Origin of the sequence: Aliivibrio sp. A6, assembly GCF_028765505.1 — a bacterium.
GTDB classification, from domain to species: Bacteria; Pseudomonadota; Gammaproteobacteria; order Enterobacterales; family Vibrionaceae; genus Aliivibrio; species Aliivibrio finisterrensis_A.
Genome location: NZ_JARACR010000013.1, coordinates 1 through 16,382, shown reverse-complemented (window position 1 = coordinate 16,382; position 16,382 = coordinate 1). Strand labels below are relative to the sequence as shown.

The following is a 16,382-nucleotide window of genomic DNA, read 5'->3' as shown; positions in this document are numbered from 1 at the left end:
GCGGTGAAGTTGGAGTTGAGTTCATAGCTAACTTGATTATGCGCTGTTAGTTCTTGACCCCCTCCCAGCCTCCCCCTTATTAAGGGGGAGGAGCTAAAAGCTAATACCTCCGAATTCTGCTAGCGAAGTGATCTGAACTCTGCTCTTCCTGAAACCTGCAAGCGAAGCGCCCTGAAACCTAGAATTTACTACATCAACCATACCTGCTGTTATCGTTTTTAGCTCTCTTCAAATTAACAACCACAGAGAACTCCCATGAAAAGTACCTTCGCCAGAACCCTTTTACTCCTCGCATCCCTTCTTATTGCTAGTCAGGTATTCTCTTATCTCGCTGTATTTAATTACGCGTTACTACCTAGTTTGCAGCAATTCAATCGCATTTTGGCTTATGAAGTTCGTTTAATGTTGGCTGAAGACGTCACATTGAAAAATGGAACAAATATTCAACTAGACCAACCATTGCGCCGTCAATTACTAGAACAGCTTGGTGTCAGTATTCATGATGAGCATGATCCTGAAATGAGAGAGTATTACCAAGCGAGCCCCGTTGAATTTTTAAGTGAAGAGATGACTCAGGAATTAGAGTCACCAACAGAAGTGCGCTTGATACTAGGAGCTGAAAGCTATGTTCTCTGGATGAAAACAGAAGCAATGCCAGAGTTTTATATGCGAATACCGCTTTCGGAGTTACAAGAAGAAGACTTTGCTCCGTTATTCAGAAATAGTCTATTTATCGCGTTATTAGTGATTTTGGGTGGATGGGCATTTATTAAAATTCAAAATCGGCCATTAATGGCTCTGCAAACCGCCGCTCGTAAAGTCGGTAAAGGCGAGATCCCAGAACCATTACCAGAAAAAGGCGCATCAGAAATTCAAGCGGTAACTCGTGCTTTTAACCAAATGTCAAAAGGGATCCAGCAACTAGAACAAGACAGAGCATTATTAATGGCTGGGGTGAGTCATGATATTCGTACTCCATTAACACGCATTCGTTTAGCAACCGAAATGATGTCACCTCAAGATGATTACTTAGCTGAAAGTATGATTAAAGATACTGAGGAGTGTAATGAAATCATCGGTCAGTTTATGGATTATCTTAAGCCAGTAGCAAAACAAGACTTCATTGATGTTGATATCAACACTATCGTTAATGAAGTGATTTTGGCTGAAGGGGGTTATGAGCGTGAAATCAAAACCAACTTAGCTGAGATCCCTAAATCTCTTCACGGTAATGCGATAGCCATTAAACGAGTTGTGACTAATCTCGTAGTGAATGCGATTCGTTATGGTGGCGATTGGATTTCAGTCTCCACTCGTGTCTCTGCTGATCACAAAACAGCATGGATTATTATTGAAGATAATGGCTCGGGTATTGATGAGTCCCAATTAGAATCGGTATTTGAACCATTTACTCGCGGTGATACAGCCCGAGGTAGCGAAGGAACGGGCTTAGGTTTGGCGATTGTTAAGCGAATTGTTGGTCAACACCAAGGTGCGGTAAGTTTGTCGAACCGTCGTGAAGGTGGGTTAAAAGTGCAGGTTGAATTGCCGCTGGGGTAGAGCAGTGGCGAGGAAGAGCAAAAGCAAGTTCAGGTTTCAGGAAAAGAACTAGAGGCTATACGCTGCGCTAACTAGACCGCTTCGCTTCTATAAGGTCAAAAGCGGAAGAGCTAGAATTTAGAACGCCTTACTTGCAGCGTGTGCAATACAGTTCCCTCCCCTTAATAAGGGGAGGGTTAGGGAGGGGTCATTGCGATAAAGCTGGAATTTGAGTTCATAGTTAACTTAATTTATACGCTGTTAGTTCTTGACCCCCTCCCAGCCTCCCCCTTAGTAAGGGGGAGGAGCTAAAAACCAGTACCTCTGAACTCTGCTCTTCCTGAAACCTAAAAACGCATCACATCAGCCATACTCGCTTTTATAGTTTCTAATTAGCGCAGCGTATAGCCTCTAGTTATTTCTTCTCAAACATAAAAAAGACCGCAGACGATAATCATCTGCGGCCTTTTTGTTTTCTCTTAAGGGCGAAGCCCGCTCTTAAGCGAAGCGTCCTTTAGCAACTTGTTGCGTCCTGCTTTTCCTTCTCTTCTTTTAGCACTTCACTGCTTGGAAGAATAATATTCAGAAGAATGGCCGTCACACCACCAGCGGTTACACCAGATGAGAAAATGTTTTTAATCATCTCGGGCATGAACTGAAGGATCTCAGGTTTTTGAGCTAAACCAAGACCCATAGAGAAAGACATTGCCATGATTAGGATTGCACGACGGTCTAGCTCAACACGAGAGATAATACGCACACCCGCCGCAGCAATAGTACCGAACATCACAATCGTTGCGCCGCCAAGTACTGGCTCAGGAATGATTTGCACCATGCTTGCAACACCAGGGAATAGGCCAAGAATAACCAACATACCAGCAATAAAATAACCAACGTAACGACTTGCAACGCCCGTTAATAAAATCACGCCGTTGTTTTGGCTGAAGGTTGAGTTAGGAAAACTGTTAAACACAGCGGCAATGGCAGAGTTAAGACCATCGGCTAATACACCACCTTTAATACGCTTGATGTATACAGGTCCTTTTACTGGTTGGCCTGATACTTCAGACGTTGCAGTAATATCGCCAATCGCTTCTAGCGCGGTAATTAAGAAGATTAGAACCAGAGGAATAAACAGAGACCAATCAAAACCTAAGCCATATTGCATTGGAATTGGTAAAGCGATTAATTCAGCATCGTGAGCCATATTGGTATTAAGCATACCCATTGCCCATGCAGCTAAAGTACCAACAGTCATCGCAATTACGATAGATGCCATACGTAGGTAAGGATTAGTTGCACGATTTAATACCACAATAATAAGTAAAACAGTGCCAGCAAGAGCCAATTTATCTAGGCTACCAAATGTACCTTCACCCATTGCAGAGTAACCGCCCCCCATAGATACAAGGCCGACTTGAATAAGTGTTAAACCAATTAATGTCACAACGATACCAGACACTAATGGCGTTATAATTTTTTGTGCGTACTCAAGAACACGAGAAAGGAAAATTTCAGCAGTCGAAGCCACTAAGATAGTGCCGAAAATCGCAGCCATCATGGTCGGAACATCAGCACCACCCGCTTTAAGCGCCAGACCTGCGCCAATGATTGGGCCTAAGAAGTTGAAGCTCGTACCTTGAACAGAAAGAAGGCCAGAGCCAATTGGACCAAAGGTTTTAATTTGAATAAAAGAAGAAATACCAGAAGCGAACAGAGACATACTTATGATGGTATTGGTTTCTGCAGCAGGGACACCAAGCGTCTGACAGATGATCAGAGATGGAGTAATAATCGCGACAAACATCGCCAATAAATGCTGAAGTGCAGCAAATAAAGTTTGCGGAAGTGGTGGACGCTCATCTAATTGATAAATCAGTTCAGATGGTTTTGTGGTGTTGTTTTTAACGGTCATGGCCGATATTCCTAATAGTATAACGTTGTCTTCAAAGCTCGCTGAATGGGAGTTTGAAGTGAGTAGGTGTCAATCTGTGATTGCTGTTAATCAGAACCTATCTCTATTGGGGTTGGTTGATTAAAATGAGTAGTTAATCAATTGGGACGGTATTCTATAGATAATTAAACGAAAAGCAATCGTTTGCTAAAGTTTTTAAGAGCAGACGGCTTCGCCTTGAGGGCGCTTCGCTTAAGACGCAACAAGTTGCTTGAGATGGTAGGAGATCTGGGTTCAAGGAGATCGTTGTGGTATCTATAATCACAATACAGTTCCTCCCCTTGTTCGAGAATGTTACTTGGCAGTAATTATTAATATAAAAGACAGCATAACCAACCCCCTCTAACTCCCCCTTGTGTTCACTATATCGATCTCATGATTATAGTGATAAAGGGGGAGAACCATTTTTTGTCGTTGTACTAACAGCATCAAATATACAGTTCCCTCCCCTTACCAAGGGGAGGGTTAGGGAGGGGTGACTACGATGAAATTGGAATTGAGTTCATAGTTAACTTGATAATGTGCTGTTAGTTCTTGACCCCCTCCCAGCCTCCCCCTTAGTAAAGGGGAGGAGCTAAAAGCAACTACCTCTGAACTCTACTTTTGCTCTCCTCAAGCGAAGCGTCTCAAGGACGGAGTCCGTCTTCAGCAACTTGTTGCGTCCTGCTCTTTACTTTTCCCTGTTCGACAAATCGTATAAACATCAATCCTCTCAACCCCCGCTTTTCTTAACTCGACACACAAAAGATCAATCGTGGCTCCTGTAGTCACCACATCATCAACAATAGCGACATGCTTTTCAGTAATCGGTTTAGCCACTTTAAACGCACCAAGTAGGTTGGTTTGTCGAAACGATCTTGAGAGTCCTTGTTGAGGCCGAGTTGCCTTAATGCGCTTTAATATCTTGTTGTCACAGCGAGAAGCCATACCGTTCAAGTTAAACTGTTGTGCAAGAGTCCAACCAAGATGATCACTTTGATTATAAGATCGCCACCAAAAACGCTTCCAATGGAGAGGAACAGGAAGAATAAGTGGAGCGGGATCAGAGATCTGTTTACTCAGTAATACTCCTAAATCTTGAGCTAACCAAAAATGTTGAGCGTATTTAAGGCGGCCAACGTATTCACGTAAAGGCTCTGTATAATCACTCACACAAAACAAGCGATCCCACTGTGGTGGGTGGGTTAAGCACTCACCGCACACCTCTGTTTCATGTTCGGTTTGTAAGCCACATTGTCGACAACGCGGAACTTTAGGAATTAAGGCGATACACTTTTGACACCAAATCGTTTCTGAAGCGGGCATAGCCAAACGGCAATAGTCACAATGACTTGTACCTAATTTTTGCATTGACCTTCGAAGTAACCTGATGAACACTTAACCATCCATTATTTTTGAACACGAATAGGCAGTGTAGATGACAAGCTCTCTTTATTGGCAAACGGAAGGCGAAGGTTCCGATCTGGTTCTCATTCACGGATGGGGAATGAACGGAGCAGTGTGGCAACCTACGGTAGAGAAACTGCGCTCGCAATATCGAGTTCACTCCGTAGATTTATCAGGTTATGGACACAGTGCCGAGCTTGGTAGTGCTGATTTTGATGAGATGGTGGAACAAGTATTAACTCAAGCACCAGCAAAAGCGGCGTGGCTTGGATGGTCTCTTGGTGGTTTAATTGCAACCCAAGCAGCGTTAACGGCACCTGATCGAGTAAGTCAATTAATTACCGTAGCAAGCTCACCACGATTCTCTGCTGAAAAAGGATGGAGAGGAATTAAACCTGTGGTGTTATCTCAGTTTACAGAGCAGCTTAAAGATGACTTTACCCTAACGGTTGAGCGCTTTATGGCATTGCAAGCGATGGGAAGTCCAAACGCTAAACAAGACATAAAACAGGTAAAACGTGCGGTGTTTTCAAGACCATCACCAAATCAAGCGGCTTTAGCTACAGGTTTGGCGATTTTGGCCGATATAGATCTAAGAGAGCGTCTATCTCAATTAACGATGCCAGTATGTCGAATGTACGGTCGTTTAGATGGTTTAGTACCCATTAAAGTTGCTCAAGATATGGATACCTTGCTCCCTAATTCAAGTAAGGTAGTATTTGAGCAAGCCTCACACGCACCATTTATTTCGCACAGTGATGAGTTTATCGCTGAGCTGCGCTATTTTTTAGAACAACAATAGCGGTTTGTCTTAGTTTATTACGCCTAGTTTTTCGATAAGGAAACGTTTTATGAACTTTTCAACTAACAGTATTAGCGTGCCGCTTATTGCACCTTCTGTTAATTTGCCAACAGAACAAGTAGCACGTGAAAATCGTGTTAAGAGGGCTGTTGTGGCAACGACAAAGATGAGTGAGACGACGTCTGAAAAAGCGATTAAAGGCGACGATAAACAACATAAACGCGATGCGTGGGAACCATCTGACCACCCTGGTTATGATGTGCTTGAAGAGAAAGCAGAAAAAAAACCTCACATCGGCACCTTGTATGATGTAGACGATGATCTAGCAAAACTCGCCCGATTGTTGTCGTTAGATACGTATGCGCAAGGTGAAGGCACGGGGTACACCATGCGTTTCAATTTACCTAAAGAGCTACTAGAGAAACTGGCTGAGATGGGAAGAATGGTGCGCCGACGCAGTGTGATCAGTTTCCATTATGATAAAGCGGTAGTGCCGAATAACCCGTCGGATATATTGGCAGTGCTTTGAGACTAGAGATTATACGCTGCGCTAACTAGATCGCTACGCTTCTATAAGAGCAGAAAGCGAAAGAGTCAGCTTTCAGGAAGAGCAAAAGCAGAGTTCAGATCGGTCGCAAGCTCCCTTGCAGATTTCAGAGGTGATCGTTGTGATTACAGCGATCATCATACTGTTCCCTCCCCTTAATAAGGGGAGGGCTAGGGAGGGGTTGTTGCGATACAGGTCGAATTGAATACAAATCTACCTTGATCATACGCTGTTAGTTCTTGACCCCCTCCCAGCCTCCCCCTTACTAAGGGGGAGGAGCTAAAAGCTAAAGCAAGTGCCTCTGAATTCTAGATCTTGCTCTTCTCAAGCGAAGCGTCTCAAGGACGAAGTCCGCCTTAAGCGCAGCGCCCTTCAACAACTTGTTGCGTCCTGCTCTTACTTCTTCGCCTTCGCAAACGCCGCTGCAAACGCACCACCCATCGCAGCATTACCTACATCATTGCTTTGACGCTGTTGTCTTGTAGAAGAGGACGGTCTTGGTGCATGAGAACGGTCATTACGTTGCTGTGGTTTATTTGATTGACGCTGAGGGCGGTTATCTTCCCCTGGCTGATCATTCAAGCGCATAGAAAGGGCGATACGCTTACGTTGCACATCGACTTCCATCACCTTCACTTTCACGATATCGCCAGCTTTAACCACTTCACGCGGGTCAGAAACAAACGTGTCGCTCAGTGCAGAGATATGAACCAAACCATCTTGATGAACACCAATATCAACAAAGGCACCAAAGTTAGCTACGTTAGACACCACACCTTCTAGAACCATACCTAGCTCAAGATCCGACACCGTATTTACGCCATCTGCAAAGGTTGCTGTTTTGAACTCAGGACGAGGATCTCGGCCCGGCTTATCAAGCTCAGAGATAATGTCTGTTACTGTTGGTAAGCCAAAATCCGCACTAATGTAATCGTTAGCCGCTACTGAGCGTAAGAACTCAGTGTTACCAATAATTGCATCAATCGCTTTACCGTTTTTCTCAGCAATAGATTTCACAACAGGGTAAGCTTCAGGGTGAACGGCTGATGCATCCAGTGGATTTTTACCGTTCATTACACGTAAGAAACCTGCACATTGTTCAAAGGCTTTAGGCCCTAAACGCGCTACTTTTTTCAGTGTGGTACGGTTTTCAAAACGACCATTTTCATCACGATAATCTACAATATTTTGTGCGATTGTCGTCGATAATCCTGCAACTCGCGTCAATAATGCAGAAGATGCGGTATTTACATCAACACCTACGGCGTTTACACAGTCTTCAATAACCGCATCCAGTTTTTTCGCTAGTTGGCTTTGGCTAACATCGTGTTGATATTGACCAACACCAATCGCTTTAGGGTCAATTTTTACTAGCTCTGCCAGTGGATCTTGCAAGCGACGAGCGATAGAAACCGCGCCACGGATCGATACATCTAAATCTGGGAACTCTTTTGCGGCTAATTCAGAAGCCGAATATACCGATGCACCCGCTTCACTCACGATGATTTTCGCTGTCGATAGACCTGCATCTTTTAGCAAATCACCAACAAACGCATCAGTTTCACGTGAAGCCGTACCATTACCAATCGCAATCAAATCCACGTTGTGTTTTTTAATTAACGTTTCAATTGTGTGCGCAGACTTAGCTATTTGGTTGTGAGGTTGGTTAGGGTAAATAGTATCTGTTGCTAATACTTTACCTGTTGCATCTACAACAGCTATTTTGGTGCCTGTGCGTAAACCTGGATCTAAACCTAATGTCGTTTTAAGGCCAGCAGGCGCAGCCATTAATAAGTCTTTAAGGTTGGTGGCAAAAACATCAATCGCTTCGTTTTCAGAACGCTCTTTTAATGCGCCCATTAACTCGGTTTCCATGTGCATTAAAATCTTAATGCGCCATGCCCAGCTGATCACTTGTTTACGCCACACATCCGCAGGTTGAGAGCCTAGGGTAATGCCATAATGATTAGCGATGATGATTTCACAGTAAGAGCCACGAACGCCTTCTTCTTGATTCGGGTCTGCGTTAATTGATAGCTGTAAAAAACCTTCGTTACGACCGCGAAGCATTGCAAGCGCACGGTGAGAAGGAACACGTGTTAGTTTCTCATTATGCTCAAAGTAATCTTTAAATTTCTCACCAGCGTGCTCTTGGCCATCGACCATTTTAGAGCTTAATTCCGCATTTGTGGTTAAGTAGTTACGTACTTTTTCAAGTAAGTTAGCGTCTTCAGCCATGCGCTCCATCAAGATGGCACGAGCACCATCCAATACAGCTTTGGTATCTGCAAACCCGTTATCGGCATCAATGTACGATTGAGCGGCATCTTCTGGGGTATTTTCAGGTTGTGTCCACAGTAAATCAGCCAGTGGTTCAATACCGGCTTCAATTGCGATTTGGCCTTTCGTGCGACGCTTACGTTTAAATGGTAGATACAAATCTTCAAGGCGTGTTTTACTGTCGGCATCTAAAATCTCACGCTCTAATTCAGGCGTCAGCTTGTCTTGTTCTTTGATCGATTTTAAAATTGACTGACGACGATCATCTAACTCACGTAGGTAAGTTAAACGCGTATCAAGGGTACGAAGTTGAGTATCGTCCAAACCTTCAGTCACTTCTTTACGGTAACGCGCAATAAATGGGATGGTGCTGCCTTCGTCAATCAATTGAACGGCTGCTGCAACTTGTTGAGGGCGAACGTTAAGTTCTTTAGCAATTATGTTTATTATCATTTTGATTCTTTTTATTTGTTAGAAATTTTAAAAGAAGACGACTTCGTCTTGAGAGTGCTTCGCTTAGCTCCTCCCCCTTACTAAGGGGGAGGTTGGGAGGGGGTCAAGAGCTAACAGTGTATGATTTAGTGAACTATGTACTCTATTTGCCTTCATCGCAATAACCCCTCCCTAACCCTCCCCTTATTAAGGGGAGGGGACTGTATATTGGTCGCTGTAATTTCAACGATCATTATTTCGCTCTTCCTGAATCCTTAAGCGAAGCGCCCTTCAGCAACTTGTTGCGTCCTGCTCCTAGTACCTAATCGAATTCACAAACCACTCTTTATCCCCTTCAGGCGTCTTTACTACCGCTTCTTCATCCACTTCTTTTTTGATCAGCGCTCGCGCCATAGGGGAATCAATCGAGATGTAATCGTGACGGCCAAAAATTTCATCTGGGCCGACAATGCGAAAAGAGAGGGTATCGCCTTGTTCGTTTTCAATTTCAACGAACGCACCGAAAAAGATTTTTCCATCTTGCTGAGGAGAGTAGTCGACCACTTTCACTTGGTCTAAACGCTTACGCAAATAGCGCACACGGCGGTCTATTTCACGCAGGCGTTTTTTGTTGTATTGATAATCCGCGTTTTCACTGCGATCACCTAAGCTTGCCGCCCAAGTCACCTTTTTAGTGACTTCTGGGCGCTCTTCCTTCCATAGAAACGTGAGTTCATCTTGTAGCTTATTGAATCCCTCACGGGTAATTAAATTGGTTTTCATCTATCTTCCTTGAAAGGCATGCATATTTGCTGCTAATCGTAGCGAATGCCTTTCTTAATGCTTGGATCTTCCATTGTTTTAAAACGCTTATGTAGCCACATCCATTGTGGAATACAGCGTAAAATGACACGTTCTACAGCTTGGTTCATTACTGTTGCAACACCAACGGGATCTTTCTTCGGAAACTGCTCACTAATGTCATTATCAATTTGTAGGTGATAATTATTGTAAGTCCTGAATCCAGAAGCCGTAACGACAGCGCATTTACTTGCACTGATCAAAATGTCAGAGCCGACGGTGGTACAAGCATCAGGCACTGCAAAGAAAGGCACAAATACGGAGTTTTTACGGTTGTAGTCGTGATCAGGTAAATACCATAAACGCTCGCCTTTTCGTAATACACGCAGCATGCCTTTAACGTCTTTTCTGTCCACCATATGGTGACCAAAGCGAGTACGGCCCCAATATTGAATGAAATCATACGTAGGGTTAGTGTGCGGACGATAAACACCATAGCCAGGTGCAAATAGAGAGAAGGCACGTGCAGTTAACTCAAGGTTTAATGCGTGTACACAGACAACAAGTACGCCTCGTCCTTGTGCTTCAAGATCAAGCATGTGTTGTTTATTCTCAAAACTAAAATGCTTTTCAATACGCCAATTTGGCCATACCCATGCGATTGCCGTTTCAAAAATGGCTAATCCTGAGTTTTTAAAATTTTCAATAACAATGGCTTCGCGCTCTGAAGAGTCCATTTCTGGAAAAGCGAGCTCTAAATTTCGGCGTGCCACATGAGCTCGGGATTTACCTAACTTTAAGCCTAATAATCCAATCGCTCGACCAAGTTTATTGGTTGCCTTATAAGGAAGAAGAGTAACGGTAGCGAACAATAAACCAAACCCAAACCAAACACCCCAGTATTTAGGGTGAAGCAGGGCGGTAGAAAATTGCGGAGCTGGGTACTTTGACATCGTAAACCTATTTAAATCAAGCTATCGGATTTGAGCACTAAGCAGTGCCCAATATTCATTAAAATTAGCGGTCGGTTGGTATTTAAAATCAGAACGCACAAAGCGACAGAAACTGCCTTCCACTTGACCAACAAGCTGTGCTGCCAAAATGGCTTCATCAACAGGAAACGCCTTACCTTCACGTAGCATACGCTCACGAAGGATCTGTTTAAACTGCAGTTCAATACGTTCAAATAACTGACTGATACGCTCACGAAGGCGCTCATTTTCAAACATCAACGCGTGACCCGTCATAATACGAGTTAACCCCGGATTACGCTCTGCAAATGCCAGTAGCAGTTTTAATAATAGTTCAATGCGTTTTAAGGTATCTTTTTCATCTTCAATAATTCGATTAATACGAGAAAATAAAGACTCTTCAATAAACTCAATCAAGCCTTCAAACATTTTTGCTTTGCTTGGAAAGTGGCGATATAACGCTGCTTCAGAGACACCCACTTGTTTGGCAAGTTTCGCGGTAGTAATGCGTGAAGCACCTTCGTTAGATTCCAGCATTTCTGCTAGCGCTTGTAATATTTCATCACGACGATTTGTTTTTTTTGTTGTCGTCATTGTGGTTCCTTTGTTCCTAAGAGCGGTCGCAAGCTCCCTTAAGACGCTTCGCTAGAGGGCGCTACGCTTAAGAGTTTCTTGTTATTGGCTATTTAATATTTATATTTATAATTTCGACTCTTAAGCCGAAGGCGTCTCAAGAGCTTTGCTCGTCTTAAGGCCGGAGGCCGTCTCTACTCTCTTTATAATCTCCAACATAATCGCCTTACCCAACTCTGTCTTCGAACTCAACGGTAAAGCTTTATCGCCGCCTTTCCAATATAGATGAAGGGCATTGTCATTACTATTAAAGCCTTGTCCTTGAATTGAGACATCGTTCGCGCAGATCATATCTAGATTTTTACGATCCAATTTACCACGAGCATACTTCTCTACATCTTGTGTTTCTGCAGCAAAGCCAACCGTAAATGGGCGCTGCTCAATCATAGCAGCCACAGAAGCCACGATATCAGGGTTTTTCACCATAGAGATAGTCATGCCATCTTCATCGGCAGTTTTCTTCATTTTTTGAGTCGCCATTTGACTTGGTCTGAAATCAGCCACTGCAGCACAGGCAACAAAAATAGAGTGAGATGCCGCATTATTCATTACCGCTGTATGCATTTGCTCAGCACTTTCAATATCAATGCGTTTCACGTTATCGGGTGTCGGAAGGTTCACCGGGCCGCTTACTAACGTTACATTAGCACCTAATTGTGCAGCAGCTTGTGCAATCGCAAACCCCATTTTTCCTGAACTGTGGTTTGAGATATAGCGAACCGGATCAAGCGCTTCACGAGTCGGACCTGCAGTAATTAACAGAGAGTGACCATAAAGCGGCTTATCTTCATCCTTTCGAAAGAAGTCTTCACATAAATGAACTAGCTCCATCGGCTCAAGCATACGACCCATACCCACATCACCACACGCTTGTTGGCCCGCTGCCGGCCCCCAAATACGCATACCACGACGAGTTAATGTCGCAATGTTCTCTTGTGTGGCGACATTAGCGTACATTTGTTGGTTCATCGCGGGAGACACCGCAATCGGAGAATCGGTCGCTAATACTAATGTGCTTAATAAATCATTACCCATTCCTGCTGCCATACGAGCAATTAAATCTGCCGTAGCTGGAGCAAGTAATACGATATCGGCCCATTTAGCTAACTCAATGTGCCCCATTGATGCTTCAGCCGCAGGGTCCAATAAACTGTCTGCGACTGGATGGCCAGAGACCGCTTGCATGGTTAATGGGGTAATAAACTCTTTAGCCGCCGTTGTCATGACAACACGTACTTCTGCGCCTCGCTCAATAAGCCGACGAGTTAGCTCGGCACATTTATACGCTGCAATGCCGCCGCTGATACCAAGAAGAATGCGTTTTCCTGAGAGAGATGCCATGACACTAGTAACCTTAATAAGTGATTCATCGTAATGCGCTAACCATAGCATAATTTTTTTTCAGAGTGATGCACTTCAATCTCTGGATGTAAGTAAATGAGTAAAAACATAATTGCAATCAAGCTTTGAACCAAGTCGAAGGGCGCCAAATCAAAAAGGCGGTCATTATTTATTGTGCGTAGGCTGTATAAATAGTATTCACCGAACGAGTTATTTATGTCTTTAATGAATTTACCAGAAGAATCTCGCCCAAGAGAGAAATTACTCGCTCTAGGGCCAAAGTCCTTAACCGATGCCGAGTTACTGGCTATTTTTCTTCGCACCGGCATTCGGGGGATGAATGCAATCGAGTTGGCAGATAAGCTATTAAAAGAGTTTGGGTCATTAAGAAGGTTACTTAGTTCCAATGAAGGGGAGTTTTGCAGCCATAAAGGGTTGGGCACGGCAAAGTTTGCTCAACTGCAAGCCGTTGTGGAGATGACGGAGCGCTATTTATTTGAAACTATGGAGAAAGAAGATGCACTCACCAGCCCTGAGCATACAAAACGTTATCTAACGAAAATGTTAAGGGACCGACACAGAGAAGCGTTTTATGTTTTGTTCTTAGATAATCAACATCGAGTGCTAAAAGGGGAGGTGTTATTTGAAGGAACAATCGACGCGGCAGCGGTATATCCGAGAGAAGTTGTAAAAAGATCGATAGATTATAATGCAGCCGCCATCATTTTAGCGCATAATCACCCTTCCGGCGTCGCCGAGCCAAGTCAAGCCGACAGAAGAATTACAAAACGTATTTCAGATGCGGTAGAATTGGTAGATATCCGAGTCCTTGATCATTTTGTGATCGGTGATGGAGAAATAGTCTCTTTTGCCGAAAGGGGCTGGATTTGAGTGTTTTTTTTACCGATTGAATAAAAAAAACACAAAAAACAGTAAAAAGGATCCCTTTGGGTCTTGAGCAATGCGCATTCAGTTAGTATAATGCGCGACCTTTGATAGCCTTGAATTAGTTATTTCATTTGGAATATCTAGTGGTTTTTTGCCACCAAGGTGATATCGAGCTGAAACGATTTGGAGAAGACAGCAATGTCCCGAGTATGCCAAGTAACTGGTAAGCGTCCTGCAGTTGGTAACAACCGCTCACACGCAAAAAATGCCACCAAGCGTCGTTTTCTGCCGAACCTACAAACTCATCGTTTCTGGGTAGAAAGCGAAAAACGCTTCGTTAAACTTCGTCTTACCGCTAAAGGTATGCGTATCATTGATAAGAAAGGTATTGATACCGTTCTTGCAGATATGCGTGCTCGTGGCGAGAACGTTTAAGAGGAATCTGAAAAATGGCTAAAGGCGCACGTGAGAAAATCAAGTTAGTATCAACTGCTAACACTGGTCACTTCTACACAACAGATAAGAACAAACGTAACATGCCTGGCAAAATGGAGATCAAAAAATTTGATCCTGTTGTACGTCAGCACGTTCTTTACAAAGAAGCTAAAATCAAGTAATTCGATTACTGATTGCAACTTTGATAATATCGAAAACCCAGCCTTGTTGCTGGGTTTTTTTTTGGATTAAAGAAAGTGATAGACGCAACAAGTTGCTTGAGGTCGCTTCGCGAGAGACGGACTTCGTCCTTGAGACGCTACGCTTAAGAGGTGCTAGGGTTCAGATCGCTACGCTTGTTGATTTCAGAGGAGCTTGCTGTTATTACAGCGACAAATATACAGTTCCCTCCCCTTAATAAGGGGAGGGTTAGGGAGGGGTTATTACGATGAAGGTAAAATCGATTACATAACTAACTAGATCATTCGCTGTTAGCTCTTGACCCCCTCCCAGCCTCCCCCTTATAAAGGGGGAGGAGCCGTATGGTGAAAGTAGTAACAATAAGGGTTAATTCTGAACTCTGCTTTTAAAAAAGGATTTAAAATGAAAAGACCATCACGCCGCAAATACAACAATATGCTGATTATCTTTGTATTACTCTTTATTGGCGTACTACAAGCCCCACAGCTGATCAAAACCTATCTACTTGAACCAGAACAACAAGTAGAAACAGTAACCGGCGTACAGCCTTTATTTGAAGGTGCTAATGCCATTCAAAAAATGCATTTTGCAGACTATGATCTTGCTTCCGATACGTCAAAAACAGATAGCCAATTGATTAAACGCTGGTTTACCCTTGAAGGTACAGTATTGAATGAAGAGTCAGTGAAAGTACTAAAAACCAAATTACCAGCACCCAGCACGGTAGAAGTGTGGCTAGAAAATCAAGAAGAGCCACAGCGTGTGACTATCTATCAAGCCCCGAATTTTTGGATGATGCAGAACTGGCAGAGTGAATGGATTGCTGTTAGTGCGGAAGAAGGGTATTTGTTTAAATAGAAGAGCTAACACTCTGTTTACTGCATTTAATTACAGCGTATACAAAACAGTTCCCTCCCCTTAATAAGGGGAGGGTTAGGGAGGGGTTATTGTGATGAAGGTTGAATTGAGTATCTAGTTGGTTTGATCTACACGCTGTTCGTCTTTTACCCCCTCCCAGCCTCCCCCTTATAAAGGGGGAGGAGCAGAAAGGCATTCATTTTTAGATCAACCTGAAACCTTATTTTACAAAGGATCAAAAATGCCAGAATTACCAGAAGTCGAAACCAGTCGCTTAGGCATAACACCACACCTACAAGGCCAAACCATCAAAGCGATCACCGTCAGAACAGAGAAACTCCGCTGGCCGATCCCACAAGAGCTACAAAAACTCGTAGGGCAAAGAATTCAATCCATTCGTCGTCGCGCTAAATACTTAATGATAGACACTCCAGAAGGCACAGCGATTATTCACCTTGGTATGTCAGGTAGTTTACGTATTCTCGATGAAGCAATCCCATCAGCAAAACACGATCATGTCGATCTTGTATTAGATAACGGCAGACTCCTTCGTTATAACGATCCACGTAAGTTTGGTGCTTGGTTATATTCAGAAGTCGGCGTATCACATGAAGTGCTTGCCAAACTTGGCCCAGAGCCTCTAACCGATGCGTTTAGTGCAGATTATTTCTCAGAAAAAGCAGAGAATAAAAAAACCGTCGTAAAACAGTTTATTATGAACAACGCTGTAGTCGTGGGAGTGGGCAACATTTACGCCAGTGAATCCTTGTTTATGGCAAAGATACACCCTAAGACACCAGTAGGTAAATTGAAGCCAAAGCAAATACAAAGACTCGTGAGTGAAATAAAAAAAGTACTAGAGACGGCGATTAAACAAGGTGGAACCACCTTAAAAGATTTTAACCAGGTTGATGGAAAACCAGGTTACTTTGCACAAGAATTGCATGTGTATGGCAGGGCCAATAAACTGTGCTTAATTTGTAAATCTCTCATTCAAGAAGAGAAAATAGGACAACGAAATACATTTTGGTGTGATAAGTGCCAACCATTACCTAAAACAAAATAGAGAAAGCATGAACTTCCAACAAAATTTCAAACAACTCAGTAGAACTATTTGGTTATCTGTTTTTATTGCCACAGCCATAATGTCTGTAGGTCGATTAGTCTTCCTTGCTAATATTGGCGACATGACAGAATTAGTACACCGAGGGGGCGATCTATGGCGTGCTTTATTTACCGGTTTACGCTTTGATTTAAAAATTGCAGCAATCGGTTTTGCTCCGCTGTTCTTAATTGGCTTAGCCGTTGCCGTGT

Annotated in this window: 15 protein-coding genes and 1 pseudogene; 9 read left to right on the top strand and 7 right to left on the bottom strand. The window is 43.3% G+C overall.

Annotated elements, in window-relative coordinates; all coding sequences use genetic code 11:
- Positions 1–255 precede the first annotated feature (255 nt).
- On the top strand, positions 256–1,560 hold the full coding sequence (envZ, locus tag PVK70_RS09410) for a two-component system sensor histidine kinase EnvZ (protein WP_130047963.1): 1,305 nt from the start codon (positions 256–258) through the stop codon (positions 1,558–1,560).
- 493 nt (positions 1,561–2,053) lie between these two features.
- Here envZ and PVK70_RS09405 read toward each other — a convergent pair whose 3' ends face one another.
- The gene (locus PVK70_RS09405) at positions 2,054–3,454 is read right to left on the bottom strand and encodes a uracil-xanthine permease family protein (RefSeq protein WP_130047962.1); all 1,401 of its coding nucleotides are present in this window, start codon (positions 3,452–3,454) and stop codon (positions 2,054–2,056) included.
- A 684-nt stretch (positions 3,455–4,138) separates the two neighbouring features.
- Positions 4,139–4,843 (bottom strand): ComF family protein, encoded by a 705-nt coding sequence (locus PVK70_RS09400; RefSeq protein WP_130047961.1) that lies wholly within the window; start codon positions 4,841–4,843, stop codon positions 4,139–4,141.
- A 67-nt stretch (positions 4,844–4,910) separates the two neighbouring features.
- Between PVK70_RS09400 and bioH the strand changes: the two genes are divergently transcribed.
- Both bioH and PVK70_RS09390 read left to right on the top strand, forming a co-directional pair.
- Positions 4,911–5,681 (top strand): pimeloyl-ACP methyl ester esterase BioH, encoded by a 771-nt coding sequence (bioH, locus tag PVK70_RS09395; RefSeq protein ID WP_130047960.1) that lies wholly within the window; start codon positions 4,911–4,913, stop codon positions 5,679–5,681.
- Positions 5,682–5,730: 49 nt separating this feature from the next.
- Positions 5,731–6,210 (top strand): ATP-dependent Lon protease, encoded by a 480-nt coding sequence (locus tag PVK70_RS09390; protein WP_130047959.1) that lies wholly within the window; start codon positions 5,731–5,733, stop codon positions 6,208–6,210.
- A 414-nt stretch (positions 6,211–6,624) separates the two neighbouring features.
- On the opposite strand, the gene PVK70_RS09385 is transcribed toward PVK70_RS09390, so the two are convergent.
- The 5 genes from PVK70_RS09385 to coaBC form a co-directional block, all read right to left on the bottom strand.
- Positions 6,625–8,961, bottom strand: coding sequence for a Tex family protein (locus PVK70_RS09385; protein ID WP_130047958.1), 2,337 nt, complete (start codon positions 8,959–8,961; stop codon positions 6,625–6,627).
- A gap of 294 nt (positions 8,962–9,255) precedes the next feature.
- Positions 9,256–9,723, bottom strand: coding sequence for a transcription elongation factor GreB (gene greB, locus PVK70_RS09380; RefSeq protein WP_130045074.1), 468 nt, complete (start codon positions 9,721–9,723; stop codon positions 9,256–9,258).
- A gap of 32 nt (positions 9,724–9,755) precedes the next feature.
- A complete protein-coding gene (locus PVK70_RS09375) occupies positions 9,756–10,694 on the bottom strand; it encodes a Kdo(2)-lipid IV(A) acyltransferase (protein ID WP_130047957.1) in 939 nt (312 codons plus the stop codon).
- Positions 10,695–10,715: 21 nt separating this feature from the next.
- The gene (gene slmA, locus PVK70_RS09370) at positions 10,716–11,306 is read right to left on the bottom strand and encodes a nucleoid occlusion factor SlmA (RefSeq protein WP_130047956.1); all 591 of its coding nucleotides are present in this window, start codon (positions 11,304–11,306) and stop codon (positions 10,716–10,718) included.
- Positions 11,307–11,426: 120 nt separating this feature from the next.
- Complete coding sequence (gene coaBC, locus PVK70_RS09365; protein ID WP_130047955.1) at positions 11,427–12,686, bottom strand: bifunctional phosphopantothenoylcysteine decarboxylase/phosphopantothenate--cysteine ligase CoaBC; 1,260 nt, start codon at positions 12,684–12,686, stop codon at positions 11,427–11,429.
- 216 nt (positions 12,687–12,902) lie between these two features.
- On the opposite strand from coaBC, the gene radC reads away from it, so the two are divergent.
- The 6 genes and pseudogenes from radC to PVK70_RS09335 all read left to right on the top strand — a co-directional run.
- On the top strand, positions 12,903–13,577 hold the full coding sequence (gene radC, locus PVK70_RS09360) for a RadC family protein (protein ID WP_130045068.1): 675 nt from the start codon (positions 12,903–12,905) through the stop codon (positions 13,575–13,577).
- A gap of 195 nt (positions 13,578–13,772) precedes the next feature.
- Positions 13,773–14,009, top strand: a complete 237-nt coding sequence (gene rpmB, locus PVK70_RS09355) for a 50S ribosomal protein L28 (protein ID WP_130045066.1) — start codon at positions 13,773–13,775, stop codon at positions 14,007–14,009.
- A 14-nt stretch (positions 14,010–14,023) separates the two neighbouring features.
- The gene (gene rpmG / locus PVK70_RS09350) at positions 14,024–14,191 is read left to right on the top strand and encodes a 50S ribosomal protein L33 (RefSeq protein ID WP_012549068.1); all 168 of its coding nucleotides are present in this window, start codon (positions 14,024–14,026) and stop codon (positions 14,189–14,191) included.
- Between the two features lie 421 nt (positions 14,192–14,612).
- On the top strand, positions 14,613–15,068 hold the full coding sequence (locus PVK70_RS09345) for a hypothetical protein (RefSeq protein ID WP_130047954.1): 456 nt from the start codon (positions 14,613–14,615) through the stop codon (positions 15,066–15,068).
- Positions 15,069–15,309: 241 nt separating this feature from the next.
- Positions 15,310–16,134 (top strand): bifunctional DNA-formamidopyrimidine glycosylase/DNA-(apurinic or apyrimidinic site) lyase, encoded by an 825-nt coding sequence (gene mutM / locus PVK70_RS09340; protein WP_130047953.1) that lies wholly within the window; start codon positions 15,310–15,312, stop codon positions 16,132–16,134.
- A 7-nt stretch (positions 16,135–16,141) separates the two neighbouring features.
- A pseudogene (locus PVK70_RS09335) lies at positions 16,142–16,382 on the top strand (LTA synthase family protein); the annotation flags it as partial.